The 15,315-nt window shown below is 67.8% G+C and carries 16 protein-coding genes; 7 read left to right on the forward strand and 9 right to left on the reverse strand.

Translation table 11 applies throughout. The features are described from left to right. Positions 1-29: 29 nt before the first annotated feature. The 3 genes from B2869_RS01930 to B2869_RS01940 form a co-directional block, all read right to left on the reverse strand. A complete protein-coding gene (locus tag B2869_RS01930; protein WP_292762045.1) occupies positions 30-1,526 on the reverse strand; it encodes an ABC transporter substrate-binding protein in 1,497 nt (498 codons plus the stop codon). A 28-nt stretch (positions 1,527-1,554) separates the two neighbouring features. After that, positions 1,555-2,250 carry a DUF1684 domain-containing protein gene (locus B2869_RS01935; protein WP_136024375.1) on the reverse strand — a complete coding sequence of 232 codons (696 nt, stop codon included), beginning with the start codon at positions 2,248-2,250 and terminating at the stop codon, positions 1,555-1,557. 71 nt (positions 2,251-2,321) lie between these two features. Then, positions 2,322-3,233: a LysR family transcriptional regulator gene (locus B2869_RS01940; protein WP_292762048.1), complete on the reverse strand. Its 912-nt coding sequence runs from the start codon at positions 3,231-3,233 to the stop codon at positions 2,322-2,324. Positions 3,234-3,339: 106 nt separating this feature from the next. On the opposite strand from B2869_RS01940, the gene B2869_RS01945 reads away from it, so the two are divergent. Beyond that, positions 3,340-4,701: an MFS transporter gene (locus B2869_RS01945; RefSeq protein ID WP_036271975.1), complete on the forward strand. Its 1,362-nt coding sequence runs from the start codon at positions 3,340-3,342 to the stop codon at positions 4,699-4,701. An 18-nt stretch (positions 4,702-4,719) separates the two neighbouring features. Next, the gene (locus B2869_RS01950) at positions 4,720-5,466 is read left to right on the forward strand and encodes a 3-hydroxybutyrate dehydrogenase (RefSeq protein ID WP_029260791.1); all 747 of its coding nucleotides are present in this window, start codon (positions 4,720-4,722) and stop codon (positions 5,464-5,466) included. Between the two features lie 9 nt (positions 5,467-5,475). Here B2869_RS01950 and B2869_RS01955 read toward each other — a convergent pair whose 3' ends face one another. Both B2869_RS01955 and B2869_RS01960 read right to left on the reverse strand, forming a co-directional pair. Then, positions 5,476-5,757 carry a DUF1905 domain-containing protein gene (locus tag B2869_RS01955; RefSeq protein ID WP_021201433.1) on the reverse strand — a complete coding sequence of 94 codons (282 nt, stop codon included), beginning with the start codon at positions 5,755-5,757 and terminating at the stop codon, positions 5,476-5,478. 16 nt (positions 5,758-5,773) lie between these two features. Further along, a complete protein-coding gene (locus tag B2869_RS01960) occupies positions 5,774-6,154 on the reverse strand; it encodes a DUF1761 domain-containing protein (protein WP_292762058.1) in 381 nt (126 codons plus the stop codon). A 76-nt stretch (positions 6,155-6,230) separates the two neighbouring features. Between B2869_RS01960 and B2869_RS01965 the strand changes: the two genes are divergently transcribed. Continuing rightward, positions 6,231-6,860 (forward strand): TetR/AcrR family transcriptional regulator, encoded by a 630-nt coding sequence (locus B2869_RS01965; protein WP_021201435.1) that lies wholly within the window; start codon positions 6,231-6,233, stop codon positions 6,858-6,860. Between the two features lie 293 nt (positions 6,861-7,153). Here B2869_RS01965 and B2869_RS01970 read toward each other — a convergent pair whose 3' ends face one another. Further along, positions 7,154-8,254 carry a hypothetical protein gene (locus B2869_RS01970; RefSeq protein WP_292762060.1) on the reverse strand — a complete coding sequence of 367 codons (1,101 nt, stop codon included), beginning with the start codon at positions 8,252-8,254 and terminating at the stop codon, positions 7,154-7,156. Continuing rightward, positions 8,251-9,222: a hypothetical protein gene (locus B2869_RS01975; RefSeq protein WP_292762063.1), complete on the reverse strand. Its 972-nt coding sequence runs from the start codon at positions 9,220-9,222 to the stop codon at positions 8,251-8,253. The genes B2869_RS01970 and B2869_RS01975 overlap by 4 nt, the downstream gene beginning before the upstream one ends. A gap of 79 nt (positions 9,223-9,301) precedes the next feature. On the opposite strand from B2869_RS01975, the gene B2869_RS01980 reads away from it, so the two are divergent. The 3 genes from B2869_RS01980 to B2869_RS01990 all read left to right on the forward strand — a co-directional run bounded on the left by B2869_RS01980 (position 9,302) and on the right by B2869_RS01990 (position 11,689). Next, positions 9,302-9,979, forward strand: a complete 678-nt coding sequence (locus tag B2869_RS01980) for a Pr6Pr family membrane protein (RefSeq protein WP_292762066.1) — start codon at positions 9,302-9,304, stop codon at positions 9,977-9,979. A gap of 85 nt (positions 9,980-10,064) precedes the next feature. Then, on the forward strand, positions 10,065-11,078 hold the full coding sequence (locus B2869_RS01985) for a hypothetical protein (protein WP_292762068.1): 1,014 nt from the start codon (positions 10,065-10,067) through the stop codon (positions 11,076-11,078). Then, positions 11,075-11,689 carry a GNAT family N-acetyltransferase gene (locus B2869_RS01990; RefSeq protein WP_292762070.1) on the forward strand — a complete coding sequence of 205 codons (615 nt, stop codon included), beginning with the start codon at positions 11,075-11,077 and terminating at the stop codon, positions 11,687-11,689. The genes B2869_RS01985 and B2869_RS01990 overlap by 4 nt, the downstream gene beginning before the upstream one ends. 75 nt (positions 11,690-11,764) lie before the next feature. Here the strand turns inward: B2869_RS01990 and B2869_RS01995 are convergent, their stop codons facing one another. Then, positions 11,765-14,116 (reverse strand): arylsulfatase, encoded by a 2,352-nt coding sequence (locus B2869_RS01995; protein WP_292762073.1) that lies wholly within the window; start codon positions 14,114-14,116, stop codon positions 11,765-11,767. A gap of 128 nt (positions 14,117-14,244) precedes the next feature. Between B2869_RS01995 and B2869_RS02000 the strand changes: the two genes are divergently transcribed. Beyond that, positions 14,245-14,601 (forward strand): hypothetical protein, encoded by a 357-nt coding sequence (locus B2869_RS02000; RefSeq protein WP_231479929.1) that lies wholly within the window; start codon positions 14,245-14,247, stop codon positions 14,599-14,601. 24 nt (positions 14,602-14,625) lie between these two features. Here the strand turns inward: B2869_RS02000 and B2869_RS02005 are convergent, their stop codons facing one another. After that, positions 14,626-15,213, reverse strand: coding sequence for an Lrp/AsnC family transcriptional regulator (locus B2869_RS02005; protein WP_029260782.1), 588 nt, complete (start codon positions 15,211-15,213; stop codon positions 14,626-14,628). Positions 15,214-15,315: the final 102 nt, after the last annotated feature.

Raw genomic sequence — 15,315 nt, forward strand, 5'->3', positions numbered from 1 at the left:
ATGCCGACGCGCGGCATCCCCCACGAACGTCAGGACTTGACGATGTCGTAGGCGAAGAACTGCGAGTTCAGGCCGTTGACCGGGTATCCGCTGAGATCGCTGGAGGCGACCACGATCTGCGGGTACAGGTACAACCATACGCTCGCGGCATCCGCGGCGATCTTCTCGTTGACCTGCTTCAGCAGGGCCGTCTGCTCGTCGGTCGTTGCGGCCTGCTCGGCCTGGGCGACCCACTGCTGCACGTCGGTGTCGTTGTAGCCCCAGTAGAAGTCGGGGTTGCCGTACCAGACCACGTCGCGGTCGTTCACGTGCTCCTGCAGAGTGGCCTCGAAGTCCTGCTCCTTGAACACCTTCGTGTACCACTCGTCGGCGCTGATCGTGTTGATCTCGACCGTGATGCCGACCTGGGCGAGCTGCGACTGCAGGAACTCCGCCACGGCGGGGTGCGGGTCGTAGCTCGGGGTGTCGAGCGTGAACGTGAAGCCGTCGGCGTAGCCGGCTTGCGCGAGCAGATCCTTCGAGAGCTCGACGTCGTAGGGATTCACGGAGGTGAGGTCCTCGTACCAGGGGTCGGTCGGCGGCACCATCGACCCGATCAGCGTGCCGTAGTCGCCCCAGATCGACTCGAGGAGCTTCTTCGTGTCGATTGCGGAGTAGACCGCCTTGCGCACGAGCGTGTTGTCGAAGGGGGCGACGCGGTCGTTGAAGGCGAGCAGCTCCTTCGTGGTCGAGGTGCCCTCGCTCACGACGTAGTCGTCGGAGTCGAACTGCGTGAGCGAGTCGGGGTTCTGCACACTGGTGATGACGTCGATCTCACCCGTGAGGAGGGCGTTGTTCTCCGCCGTCGCGTCGGTGAAGTACGTGTAGACGACCTCGCCGTTCTTGGCAGGCTCGCCCCAGTAGTCGTCCCAGCGCTGGAGGGTGAGGGTCGAGCCCTTCTTCCACTCGTCCAGCGTGTACGGGCCGGTGCCGTCTTCGGACGACGTGATGTCGCCGGCCTCGTCGTTCACGATCCAGACGTAGCTGAGGTTGTACAGGAACGAGATCGAGCGCTCCGACAGTGTGAACACGACCGTCTTGTCATCGGGGGTGGCGATGTCGGCGATGGTCGTGAAGCTCGACTTGCGGGCGGACACGGAGTCTTCGGCGGTGACGGCCTCGATGCTCGACTTCACGTCGGCGGAGGTGAGCGGGTCGCCCGAGTGGAAGGTCACGTCGTCGCGCAGCGTGATCGTGTAGGTCAGGCCGTCGTCGGACACCTGGGCGTCTTCGGCGAGGAGCGGTTCGACCTCGCCGTCGTCCGTGAGCCGGTACAGGCCCTCGTAGACGTTGCCGGTCAGCGCCTCGGTCACACCCTGGCCACCGCCCTGCGTGTTGCTGAGGTTGGTGGGCTCGTACAGCGACCCGATGAGGATCGTGGCGTCTTCGCTCGCGGTGGCGTCGTTGCTCGTGCCCGACGCGCAGCCGGCCACGAGGGCGAGCGTGGCGACAGCGCCGAGCGCGCCGAGGATGCGGGTTCTTCTCATGAGTACTCCAGGGTGAGCGAGTGCGGCGTCACGCCGCGTAGATGTCGAAGCCGTCGCGGAACACGACGTTCTTCTCGCCTGCTCGGATAGGCAGGGGGAAGCGGTTGGATGCCGGCGGCAGCGGGCAGTTGTACTGGGCGCTGAATCCGCACGGCGGCACGAAGGCGCGGTTGAAGTCGAGGACGACGGAGCCCTCGTCGTCGCGCAGCTGCACGAACAGGAAGCGACCGGATCCGTAGGTCTCCGAGCCGTTCGTCTCGTCGCCGAACACGAGCAGCAGCGTGCCGCCGTCATCGAACGCGGCGAGGGTGTACTCCTGGCCGTCGAGCTCGAGGCGGATGTCGCCAGGGACGACCAGATCACGGGTGCCGCCGTTGTCGCGGATGTGCTCGAACGACACGCGTCGATCACCGGAGACCGGGGTGAAGTGTCCCTCGAGCACCCACGCCGGGTCGTAATCGTAGGTGTCGATGCGGTCGAAGGCGCGGATGGCGGGGGCGTCCGCATCCCAGACGCGCAGCCCGTGCTCCGCCTGACCCGTCTCGATGTTGGTGCGCTCGATCGGCGTCACGGTCACCGTGTCGGCCGCGGCGCGCTGTTCGGCATCGACATCGGGGCGCTCACCGGTCCAGCGGGTCTCGATCAGGGCGAGGTTGCCGGTCGGCGACGTGACGGCGGCGCGGCGCTCGGTCTGCCAGTGGGTGTGTTCTTCTCGTTCAGACATCGCTTTCAATTCTCTTGCATGCAGAAGGGGGCGGGGTCGGGTTCGTCACCCGGGGTCACACAGGGCGGTGCTCAGTCGCTCGCGCCGTCGAGCATCGTTCTCGACGCGCGCGTCTGCGCGCGCAGAGCTGCGGCAAGAGCGGAGACGGCGGGCAGGCGCAGCGACTCGGGACGAGCGACCAGGTAGTAGGGGAGCTTCTCGGCGAACACCGAGGGCAGCAGCCGCACGAGGTCGTGGTGGCGGTCTGCCGCGAAACAGGGGAGGAGGCCGATGCCGGCGCCTGCTCGCGTGGCCTCGACATGCACGAAGACGTTGGTGGAGGTCAGGCCGTCCTGCATGCGCGGCACGAGTCGGCGAGGCAGGTCGAGGGCATCGACCTGCAGCATCGAATCGACGAAGTACACCAGCTGGTGCTGCTCCAACTCGGCAGTGGTGCTCGGCGTTCCGACCCGATCGAGGTAGTCGCGGGATGCGTACATTCCCAGCGTGTAGGTGCCCAGCTTCACGGCGTGCGCACGACGCGTCTGCGGCACCCCCACCACGACCTCGAGATCGAGACCGGCGCGATGCTCGGCGGCGCGTCGGGTCGCCGCGACGATCTCGACCGTGAGTCTCGGATGGTCCCTGCGCAGCGCGGCGACCGCGGGGGCCGCGATGTAGGCGCTGAACCCGTCTGTCGCCGACATGCGGACGACACCGGAGATCGGGTCCGGTGGTTCGGTGCCGCCGTCGAGCTGCGACAGCGCCGCTTCGATCCGGCCTCCCGTCTCTGCGGCGGACCGGCCGAGGTCGGTCAACTCCCACCCCGTCGCCGACTGTGCGACCACGCGTCCGCCGAGCACGTCCTCGAGGGCGGCGATACGGCGGGCGACGGTCGTGTGATCGAGTCCCAGATGCGCGGCGGCACTCGTGTAGCGTCCGGTGCGCGCGACCGCGAGGAGCACGAGAAGGTCGTCGGCGCGAGGCCGCTTGACAACATCCATTCTGCAATTATGCACAGTCGATGTGCAGCACTGGGCGTTGTTGCAGATACCGCCGTGCTCGACACTGGGACGCGGGTGTCACCGGCGACACCCGAAGGAGACAGACATGACATCCTCAGTGAGCGCGGCCCCCACCGCCCCCTCCGCCCCGAACTCGAAGCTGAAGCGGGTCGTCGCGGCCTCCATGGCCGGCACGGTCGTGGAGTGGTACGAGTTCTTCCTCTACGCCACCGCGGCCAGCCTGGTGTTCGGCACCTACTTCTTCCCCGCAACCGGTTCTCCCCTCGACGGGATCATCGCGGCCTTCGTCACCTACGCGATCGGATTCATCGCGCGTCCGCTCGGCGGCATCGTCTTCGGGCAGATCGGCGACCGGTTCGGCCGCAAGCCCACCCTGCAGGCGACGATCATCATCGTCGGCGCAGCGACGTTCCTGATGGGGTGCCTCCCCGGGTTCCAGAGCATCGGCTACTGGGCGCCCGCCCTGCTGGTGGCGCTGCGCTTCCTCCAGGGCTTCGCCGTGGGCGGGGAGTGGGGCGGCGCCGTGCTGCTGGTCGCCGAGCAGAGTCCCGACCGTTCGCGTTCGTTCTGGTCGAGCTGGCCGCAGGCCGCCGTGCCCGTGGGCAACCTGCTCGCCACCCTCGTGCTGCTCGTGAGCTCATGGGTGATGAGCTCGGCCGCCTTCCTCGAATGGGGCTGGCGCATCGCCTTCTGGCTGTCGGCGGTGATCGTGCTGGTCGGCTTCTACATCCGCCGTCACGTCGAAGAGGCGCCGATCTTCCTCGAGGCCAAGGCGCAGGTCGAGGCGGAGAAGGCCACGTCGTACGGTGTCGTCGAGGTGCTGCGCCGCTATCCGAAGGGCATCCTGCAGGCGATGGGCATCCGCTTCGCCGAGAACATCGTCTACTACATCGTCGTCAGCTTCACGATCGTCTACCTGAAGACGGTGCACGAATACGACACGAGTCAGTTGCTGCTCGCGTTGCTCATCGCGCACGTCGTGCACTTCGCGATCATCCCGCAGCTGGGGCGTCTCGCCGACCGGTGGGGGCGTAAGCCCGTCTACCTCACCGGCGCGATCCTCAGCGCGACCTGGGCGTTCTTCGCCTTCCCGATGTTCGACACCCTCAACCCGGTCCTCATCGTGCTGGCCGTGACCATCGGGCTCTGCTTCCATGCCTTCATGTACGCCCCGCAGCCGGCGGTGATGGCGGAACTGTTCCCCACGCGGATGCGGTACTCGGGCGTCTCCCTCGGCTCCCAGGTCACCGCGATCCTCGCCGGCTCGCTCGCCCCGATCCTCGCGATCCAGTGGCTGCGCGACTTCGGATCCTGGTTGCCGATCGCGATCTACATCGTCATCGCCTGCGTCGTGACCGCCATCGCCGTGGTGTCGTTGCGCGAGACGAAGGGCATCTCGCTGCAGGCCATCGATGACGCCGATGCCGCCCGTGCGGCCGCGGCCTGACATGCGAAGGAGTACGACATGACCGATCTGCACGGACGCAGGGCGCTCGTCACGGGTGGGGCGAGCGGGATCGGGGCGGCCTGCGCCCGTGAGCTCGCTTCGGCGGGCGCCAGGGTCACGGTCGCCGATGTCGACCGTGCGTCCGCGGAGGCGCTCGCGGCGGAGATCGGCGGAGAGGCGTGGCACGTTGACCTCTCCGACCTCGGGGCGCTGGCCGATGCCCGCATCGACGTCGACATCCTCGTCAACAATGCGGGAGTGCAGCACGTGAGCCCGATCGAGGACTTCGCGCCGGAGCGGTTCTCCTTCATCCTGCGGCTCATGCTCGAGGCGCCGTTCCTGCTCATCCGGGCCGCCCTCCCCGGAATGTACGACCGGGGCTTCGGACGGGTGATCAACGTGTCGAGCGTGCACGGCTTGCGCGCCTCCGCCTACAAAGCGGCGTACGTCGCAGCGAAGCACGGCTTGGAGGGGCTGTCGAAGGTGACGGCGCTGGAGGGCGGGCCCCGAGGTGTGACGAGCAACTGTATCGACCCGGGTTACGTGCGCACGCCCCTCGTCGAGAAGCAGATCGCCGATCAGGCCCGCGTGCACGGGATCCCCGAGGAAGAGGTCCTCGCGACCGTGATGCTCACCGAGTCCGCCATCAAGAGGCTCGTCGAGCCGAGCGAGGTCGCCTCGCTCGCGCTGTGGCTCGCGGGTGACTCTGCGGGGATGGTCACCGGGGCGAGCTACACGATCGACGGCGGCTGGTCGGCCCGCTGAGGACGTGCTTCAGCCGTTGAGGCGCTCGGTGAGATGCACGGTCACCTCGTCGCCGTCGCCCTTTCCGATGCGCGTGCGGATGGGGGCGGCGACCGGGAGCTTGTGGGTGCCGTCGCCGAGCGCCATGAAGGCGCCGCGGAAGGGCTCGCCGTCGATGGTGCCCGCGACCTTGACGAGTCCTCGTGTGCCGAAGATGGTCGCGGAGTCATCCAGCTGCACGCAGGTCCAGGTGTCGCCTTCGCGAACCTTTCCGAGGGTGGCCGTGAATGTGATGTCGAGGGGGCTGCTCATGTGCCTCTCCTTTCGGTCAGACGAACGATCCGACGATCGCTCCGATGATGACGAGCTTGAGGATCCAGTCGAGCAGGTGCACGCCCGCTGCCGACAGCGCGGTGTTCTCGTGTACGACGCCGCCCATGAGCAGGACGAGAGGGAGTGTGCACAGCGCCAGTCCGAGGAGCGACCCGGAACCGGCGCCGTGCCAGCCGGCTGCGATCATCAGCCCGGCCACGAGGCAGGAGACGATGAGGCTGCGCAGGACCACCGATGCCATCTGTGCGGCGACGGGGAGGCCGGGTCGGGGAGTGCTCGTCCGAGAGATGAGCGCCGAGACCGGGGGCACGGCGTAGAGCAGAGCGCTCGCGATGAACGATGCCACCGTGGCGAGGACGATTGCCGGAACGATCATGTCGGCCTCCTTTAGTACTTGTTGGTACTCAAAGTATGCCCGACAGGGGAAACTGTCAAGTACTAAACTGAACGACATGACCGCGATGACTCGAACGCCTGGACGTCCGGCCGGTCGCACGGGCGAAGCGCTGCTCGATACCGCCCGTGATGTCTTCCTCGAGTTCGGATACGCGGGGGCATCGATGGACGAGGTCGCCAAGCGCGCCCGCATCTCGAAGGCGTCCCTCTATCGGGAGCATGCGTCGAAGTCGGCGCTGTATGCCGCCGTCGTCCGGCATTGGGCGCTCGCCGGCCGTGATGCCATGAGACCGGCTCTCGAAGCGGTGAGGGCGCATCCCGACCTGAGGGAGGGGCTCGTCGCACTCGGCGAGACGATGCGAGCCGGGATGCTGAGCGCGCCGGTGGTGGCGATGCGTCGTCTGGTCATCGCCGAGGCGGCCGCGCATCCGGAGGTCGCGAGGGACTACCTGGCGCAGAGCTGGGACGCGAATATCCGCAATCTCGCAGACGCGATGATCGATCTCTCCGACGCGCACGGCCTGACCGTCGACGACGCCGACGCACTCGCGAGCGAGTTCACTTGGCTGGTCGTGGGCGCACCTTTGAACGCCGGCCTCTTGGGTGTGGAGACAGGTGAGCCACCGGTGGCCAGAGCCGTCGATCTGTTCTTGGCGGGCTACCTCCCTCGCGAGGACCGCGGGTAAGCGCATTCGCCCGAATGGATGCAACGGGTTGCAACCTCGCCCGGTATACCATTTGGCCATACGCCCAGCAGCGTCAGTCCCCAGCTGACCGTGGGCGGGGCGGCTCAGCCGTCATGCGGAGGGAGAGTGGATCTCTTTTCGATCCCGAGGGGGGATGGGGTGGGAGCTCGGTCCCCAGCCGGCACCCACCCCCACACTCGGCCCTCCGCCTCTCTCAGCCCGTCGGCGCAGCCCCGCTCGTTCCGTCGGCTCTGTTCCGTCGGCCCCGGTTCCGTCGGCTCCGTGGAATGGGTTCAGTACAGTCGGCTGACGATCCAGAAGCCGATGACCGCGATCACGATGACGACCGGCACCCAGGTGCCGCCGCGCTTGAGGCGTCGGCCCTGCGGCGCGACGCCGGGAGGCGGGGTGAGCAGCCCGGCCGGGGGAGCGAACGGCAATGAGGGAGTCGGCGCCGGAGCCGAGGCGAGCGATCCGGTCTCGGCCACGAGCCGCTCATCGCGCCACCGCGTCCATTGATCGAACTTCGTCAGCAGGGCTCCGACGGTGCCGAAGAGCCAGGCCCAGGTGGCGGGATCGAGGGTCGAGACCTTCCGTTGCGTGTAGAGGAACAGCCAGTCGTCGACGATCTCCACGTCGAGCTCGGCGGCGTTGTCGATGAACCTCGCCATGATGTCTGGCGTGAAGAGATAGAGGGCATCGCGTTCGTACCCCTCAGGGCAGTAGAGCGTGAAGTGCCGATCGAAGTCGCCCTCGAGGGACAGGCGCTGGCTTCGCTGGAACGATGCCGGCAGGTTCGAGCCGAAGCCGTTGTTGCCCGTGGCGTCGAGCACGATGTTCGGCAGCGGCACGTCGAGCTTCACGGCCACGTATCCCCACCGGTAGGTCGTGGAGTTCTTTCCCGACTGCACCGTGTACTGGTAGTTGCCGAACTCGACGAAGCGCGGGCGGGTGCCGCGGATCAGATCGGTGGACTGCCGTGCGCGGCCGAGATGGAAGATCATGCCGGGCAGGGGTGGGTCGGCGACCTTCGGCTCGTAGGTCATTCCGTTCGCCTGGGCGAAGCTGTGCAGTCGATATCGCCGGGCCTGCGCGTTGCGCACGCCCGACCAGATCATCACTCCCACCGCGGCGAGGAGGAGCACGATCAGCGCGAGGGGGATCGCCGCGGAGGCAGGCGAGTCGCCGAAGGACGCCAGACTCAGGGTGACGCCGACGAGGAGCGGGAGCATCATGACCGCGAAGATCGCTGCCGCGACGATGCCGATGACCGTGGACGCCGTCACGCCGCCCGTCGGTCGCGAACGGAGTTCGGCGGCGAAGGCGCGCACCGCAGCGGGATCCACCGCATCGGTGAGCGGGCGGGCGTCGAAGGGCGGTTGCGGGGAGGTCACCGGTTCACCGCATCGGCGTCCCACGTGAGGGCGGCCCCCTCGGGAAGAGGGAGCGCCTCCAGCTGCTCGTCCGCGCAGAGCGCCTCGATCAGGGCAGACGAGCCGGCCACGATCGTCGAGTCGAAGTCGACCTCGCTCACCATCACCCAGGCACGATCCTCGGGCCAGAGGATGCTCGGGCTCTGGGCCGATGGCGGGAATCCGTGCTCCTCGGCGGGGACATCGCGCCACGGCACGTGCAGCACCCACTCCGGGTCGGCGAATGCGCGCGGCGGAGCGGAGAACAGCACGTGGTCGCGCCCCGGCAGATCGAGCCGAGGCCCCTCCGAGATCTCCCGCGAGAGGATGCCCTCTTGCCAGGTGGGCCGACGGAAGACGTTGTTGAACGGGTCGTGCGCGCTGCGCTCGAGCATCGCCTGATGGTTCGGATCGTCGGTGAAGGTCAGGAAGGAGCGGGAAGGCGTGACACCGAAGAAGCCCAGCAGCCCCCCTCGCCCCTCCCAGAGTGCGGCGAAACCGGAATCCGGAGTCCGCGTGTGGTCCGCGAGGTGAGCGGCGATGGTCGCCAGAAGGGTCGGATCGAGCTCACCCTCCATCGGGGCGGTGAACTCGCGACCGTCCGGGGCGATCCGCGTGCGCCAGTCGCCGTCGGGCGGGGTGCGCACGATCCGCTGCCATTGCGCGAGCGGATGCAGGACCGTGCCGAACGCCGCGGCGGTCTGCGCCCAGGAGACGGGCTCGTCGACGAACTCGGCCATGAGCGCGCGCTGCTCGGGCTCTGGCATGCGCACCAGCTCGTCAGCCGTCGGGATCGTCCGGCCGGGCAGCGACGACCGGGCGATGGCCGGATGGAAGACGCGCGCGTACGCAGGGAAACCACGGGGCACCACCCCGTGCATGGTCTCGTAGTCTGCGTCGAGCCGCTCGCGCAGCCACGCTCCCGGCGAGGGATCGGACATCCACTCCATGCCCCCACGCTACCCGGCACATCGCTGCGCGCAGGTCGGCGGACACCGGGTGTGCAGAGAGCGGCTCTAGGCTGACGGCGTGGAGACCGGGAGAGGGACCGTCGCACCGCGGTCCTCCGCCGCGCCGCGGCCCGCTCTCGCGTGGGAGCTCACCCGCATTCTGATCGGCATCGCGGTCGTCGGGATCCTCGTGTACGCCTATGCCCTGCGCATCGCCGTCGGAGACGTGAATCCGTTCGACTACTTCGGGTACTTCACGAATCAGACCAGTCTGATCGCGGCGGGCGTCCTGATCGGCACCGGATTCCTCGGTGTGAGCGGCCGACGGTCTCCGTCCTGGCTCACCCTGCTGCGCGGCCTCGTGACCGCGTACCTGATCATCGTCGGCGTGATCTACAACGTGCTCGTCCCGGGCACCGGTTCGGCGCCGCCCTGGGTGAGCGTCGTCCTGCACGTCGTCTTCCCCGTGGTCGTCGTGCTCGACTGGCTGCTGGTCGGCGATCACCCGCGCCTGCCGTGGCGCCTGCTGTGGTTGCTGTTGCCGTACCCCGTGATGTGGCTGATCGTGGTGCTCCTGCGTGGCGTGACGGACGGGTGGGTTCCGTACGGTTTCCTGCTCCCGGAGCGGGGCCCGCTGTCGCTGCTGCTCCACATCGTCGTCCTGCTCGCCGCCGTTCTGCTCGCCGGAGTCCTGGTCTGGTCCGCCAGCCGATTCCGCGGCGTGTGGAGCGCCGGTCGTCGCATCGACCGCACCTGATCCGACCCGGTGCTGTGCTGTCCCGGGCCGGGCACTACGGTAGGAACCGCGTCACGCGAGCCGATGGTGGTGGGGGAGAGTCCGAATGCTGAATCAGGCCGAAGCGGTGTCCGGCGAGAGGGTCTTCCGCAGGCACCCGCTCCGCTCGGCCGTCGGGGCGATCATGCTCTCGGTGGTGCTCTCTGCGGCGACGCTCTTCCTTCTGCCGAGGTTCCTGCCCGCCACCATGAAGATCTCGACCCGCGGCGTCGTGGTGCTCGTGGTCGCGATCGCGCTGACCATCGCCGTGTTCGCCGGCTTCTTCTGGTTCCGCAACATCCGGATCGTGGTGCGTCCCCAGGAGGTCGAGATCGGCAAGGCGGGCAGTCGTGAGACGTTCGCACGGGCGACGACCGCCTTCCGCGCGAAGATCACCGAGCACCGCACGAACGGACTCCCCAGCGGCACCACGCGTGCGTTGATCGTTCACAGCGGCGACCGGGAGATCACGATCGAGCTCCCCGGCTATTCGAGGCCGATGTTCAACGAGCTGATGGCGACGCTCAATCCGATCGCGCAGCCGGTGTTCGACGATCCCGTCGCCGCCGCGCGCGCCGGGGCCCAGCTGCCGACGCAGTTCGCGATCGACGGCGGGGGCGAGCGGCGCCTGGCGACGCGGATCACCATCGCCGCTGTCGGGCTGCTCGTCATCGCTATCGCTGTCGGGCTGCTCGTGGCGGTGCCCGGTTTCGTCGAGAGCGAGCTCTCGGCCCTCATCCTGCTCGCCCCGTTCGCGGCGCTCGCCGCCATCGGGTTCGGGATCGGGGCCGTGCAGCGACGACGCCTGGTGCGGTCGATTCCCGCCCACGTCTCCGTCGACGGTCAGGGCATCCGCATCGACGGCGTCGACACCCCCTACTCGCAGCTCACCCGCATCTGGCTGACTCCGCCCGCGTACCCGGTCAAGCGCCTCCGCCTCGAACGCGCCGGCGGCAAGGCCACGACGCACCTGCTCGCTTCCTCGCGCGTGGGCATCACCCCGGACTACGGCGATCTCCTCCTGGCGGTACGTGCCAGGACGGCGCATCTGCCCGGCCTGCTCTCCCTGGATCTCGAGTGACGGCGCCGGAGCAGGGGCCGGTGCCGGTGCCGGAGCCGGCGAGGTTCGCCCCCGAATACCCGATCCGCACGGAGCGGCTGCTCCTGCGCCCGATCGCCACCGCCGATGCCGTCGCGATGCACCTGTACAAGTCGGATCCGGATGCCGTGCGATACGTGCCGTATCCTCCGCTGGAGCTGGCCGACGTCGAACAGCGCATCGCCACCACCTGGTCGAACACGCGGTTCACGAAGGAGGGCGACGCTGTCTCCCTCGCCGTCGAGGAGCGTGCGTCCGGAGCCCTGGTCGGCGACGTGGTGCTGTTCTGGCGCAGCGAGAACGACCGATCCGGCGAAGTCGGATACATCTTCGACCCGCGGGCCACAGGCCGGGGCTACGCGACCGAGGCGGTCGATGCGCTCCTCGCCCTCGGTTTCGACGGCCTGGGCCTGCATCGCATCGTCGCGCGGCTCGACGAGCGCAACACGTCATCCGCACGGGTCGCCGAAAGGCTCGGCTTCCGACGCGAAGCGCGGTTCGTGGAGAGCGAGTGGTTCAAGGACGAGTGGACGACCCTGCTCGTCTACGCCCTCCTCGGCGACGAATGGCGCGGACGCCGTGGGCGGAGATAGCGGTCGGAGATAGCGGGCGGAGATGACCTGGGCGGCGTGCGATCACTGATCGCACGCCGCCCCGAAGCCCTCCCGCTACTGCTTGAGCATCGCGACGGCGAGCTTGTGCGAGTCGTCGATCAGATGGGAGTGGTCGTCGTCTCCGAGATCGATGCGCACCCACTCGAGCGTGCCGGTGAAGCCGTTGCCTGCTGCCGGATAGTCGGGCGAGACCGGCGAGGCCAGGTCGCAGCCGACATCCACGGTCTCGTCGAAAGTGAACTGGAACGGGATCGTCTTGTGCACGCGCCCTTCGCCGATCTTGTCGTCGCCCGCGTAGAGGGTGACGGTGCCGCCCTTGGCGAGTCCGCCGCCGTCATAGGCGAAGTGCGCCCGCAGCTCCTGCTCGCCGGCAGGGATCGGATCGTCGGAGCGGATGATGTCGACATCGATGCCGAGCAGGTTGTAGGCGAACGCGAGGCGGCCGTCCTTCGTGTAGAACGACCATCCGCCGTAGGCGCCGCCCTGCGCGATGAGCACGCCGTCGACTCCGGATTCGGGCACCGCGACGCGGGCGGTCACGGTCCACGACTTGTTCTTGATGTTGATGGTGGTGTTCTCGCTGAGGCGCTTCATGCCCGGGTAGAACTTCTGGGTGTCGCTCATCGAGAGCACCGGACGACCGGCGAGGTCGGGGTTGAACCGCTCGGCAGTGCGGATGTCGAGGGGAAGCACGTTGAAGCGCGCTGCCTGGATGAGGAAGAGCTGCTGCAGGTGGGCGAGCCGCTCCGGTTCCTGGTCGGCGAGGTCGTGGGACTGGGTCCAGTCCTCGTCGACGTTGTAGAGCTCCCATCGGTCGTCGTCGAGTCCGTGGTCCGATCCGAGCCACGGATCCTTGTGCTTCGCGACCGCCGTCCACCCCTTGTGATAGATCGCGCGGTTGCCGACCATCTCGAAGTACTGCGTGATGTGGCGCTCCTCGGCCTCCGCGTCCGCGAATGTGTAGTTCATCGGGGTCCCCTCGTAGGGGCGCTGCGTCACACCGTTCACGCTCGTCGGTTCGGGGATGCCCGCGGCTTCGAGCACCGTCGGGGCGACATCGATCACGTGCGAGAACTGGTTGCGGATGCCGCCCTTCTCCACGCCTCCGTTCGGCCAGCTGACGATCGTGCCGTTGCGGGTGCCGCCCCAGTGGCTGGCGACCTGCTTGGTCCACTGATACGGGGTGTCCATGGCGTGGGCCCAGCCCACCGCGTAGTGGTTGTACGAGCTCGGGGTGCCGATGTCGTCGATGTGGTCGGCCACATACTGCTCGGTCTCGACATCGTTCATGTGGTTGATCGTGAAGCCCTCGTTGGTCGTGCCGTGCATCGACCCCTCGGCGCTCGCGCCGTTGTCGCCGATGATCACGTAGACGAGCGTGTCGTCGAGGATGCCGAGCTCTTCATAGGCGTCGAGCAGGCGACCGACGTGATGGTCGGCGTAGGCGAGGAAGCCGGCGTACACCTCCATCTGTCGGGCCAGGGCGGGCTTGATCAGGTCGCTCATCTCGTCCCATGCGGGGATGCCGGGGCTGCGGTCGGTGAGCACGGCGTCGGCCGGGATGACACCGAGCTCGAGCTGACGGGCGAAGGTCTCCTTGCGGATCTCGTCCCATCCCTGATCGAACTGCCCCTTGTACTTGTCCGCCCACTCGGCGGGCACATGATGCGGGGCGTGCGTCGCGCCAGGGGCGAAGTAGGTGAACGACGGCACATCGGGGGCCAGCATCTTCTGCTCGCGCGTCCAGCCGATCGCCTTGTCGGTCATGTCGCCCATGAAGTGATAGCCCTGCTCGGGTGTGCCCCACGGCTCGACGGGCGTGGTGTTCTCGTAGATCGCCGGGTACCACTGGTTGGTCTCGCCGCCGATGAAGCCGTAGAAGTACTCGAAGCCGTTGCCCGGGGTGGGCCAGCCGTCGAACGGTCCGATCGCGCTCGCCTGCCACACCGGCACCTCGTGGCACTTGCCGAACTGGGCGGTGTTGTAGCCGTTGAGCTTGAGGGTCTCGGCCAGCGGCGCGCAGCTGTTGGGGCGCAGGGAGTTGTAGCCGGGGGCCGATGTCGCGATCTCGGTGATGCCGCCCATGCCGACGGTGTGGTGATTGCGTCCGCTGAGCAGAGCGGCACGGGTCGGCGAGCACAGGGCCGTGGTGTGGAAGCGGGTGTACTTGAGCCCTGCGGCGGCCACACGCTCGAAGTTCGGGGTGTGGATCGGACCGCCGAAGGCACTGGACGCGCCGAAGCCGACGTCGTCGATGAGCACCACCAGGACGTTCGGGGCATCTTTCGGCGGGCGCACGGGCGTGATCGGCGGGAAGGACGTGTCCGGGTCGGTCGCGTCGTAGGTGACCGTGCCCGTGTAGGCCAGATCGGGGATCGGAAGACTGGAACGCTGGGGTTCGGGCATACTGACTCCTACGGCTCTCGGCGAGCAGAGCAGCCCGCTTCGCGCTCAGCCTAAGCAGGCGGGTCCAGGGTGTCACCACCCGCGACGGGTGACTTTGCGGGTGAGTTTCGGCGGGCATAATCAAGGGTGTGACTGCGACTGCAACCCTTCCCTCCCTCGACGGCCGCCGATTCCGGATGGTGTCGTCCACGACCTCTGCGGTCGACCCGGAATCCCCGAGCATCTTCGAGTACTTCGAACGTGACGGCGCCATCTGGGGCGGGTACGAGGGCGACACGGTCACCTTCGGCAAGTTCGTCGGCACCCGCACAGGTGACACGATCTGGGTGTCGTTCGTGCACGTGCTCAAGGCCGACGGCACGGTCGTCACCGGCGATGGCGAGAGCGAGCTGGAGCTGACCGACGACGGTGGCATCCGTCTCGTGGAGCACTACGAGATGCACGGACTCCCGCAGCTCAGCGTGTGCGAGGAGATCTCCGCCTGAGGCCTGCGCCTGAGTGATGGCGCCTCAGCGCGGCGGGAGGGCGTCGCGACCGGGAGAGGCCGGCGTCCACCGCGTCATCCCGAGCGGGATCTCGGTGTCGCGCTTCGGCAGGTCCGCCGGCAGCAGGTAGGGGCGGCGGATCACCTCGTCGAGCACGACGACGCTCACGACCGTGCGCACCTCGGGCAGCTGGGCGATCACGCCGGTGGAGAACTCGTGCACTCCGCTGACGTCGACGGCGCGGATGAGCAGCATGGCGTCGTGCTCGCCGGTGGTGATGGCGCACCACTCGACGTCGGGCATCTCCAGCACGCGTTCGCGGAACGACGCCCAGGCCTGCGGCATCACCGTGACGAACACGAGCGCGCCGATGGAGAGCCCCGCCTTCGCCTGATCGACGCGGGCGCTGAAGCCCGTGATGACCCCGTCGTGCACGAGCGACTCGACCCGCGTGTACGCATTCGCGCGGGAGATCCCGACCTTGTCGGCGAGTGCCGCGATCGAGACACGACCGTTATCACGCAGGACTTCGAGGATTCTGTACGCCGTCTCGTCCAAAGGGGCAGCACTTCGTCCAGAATGCTTCGGATCTTCCGCATTCTTGCTGGACATATTGTTCCTCACATCCGAGGTTCTGGACAGAGCGTGTCGAGGTGACCCGCTCTTGCTGGACACATCGTCGCATATGATGCGAATCTGATCCACGGTCGTCCA

The organism is Microbacterium sp. UBA3486 (genome assembly GCF_002377845.1).
GTDB lineage: Bacteria > Actinomycetota > Actinomycetes > Actinomycetales > Microbacteriaceae > Microbacterium > Microbacterium maritypicum_A.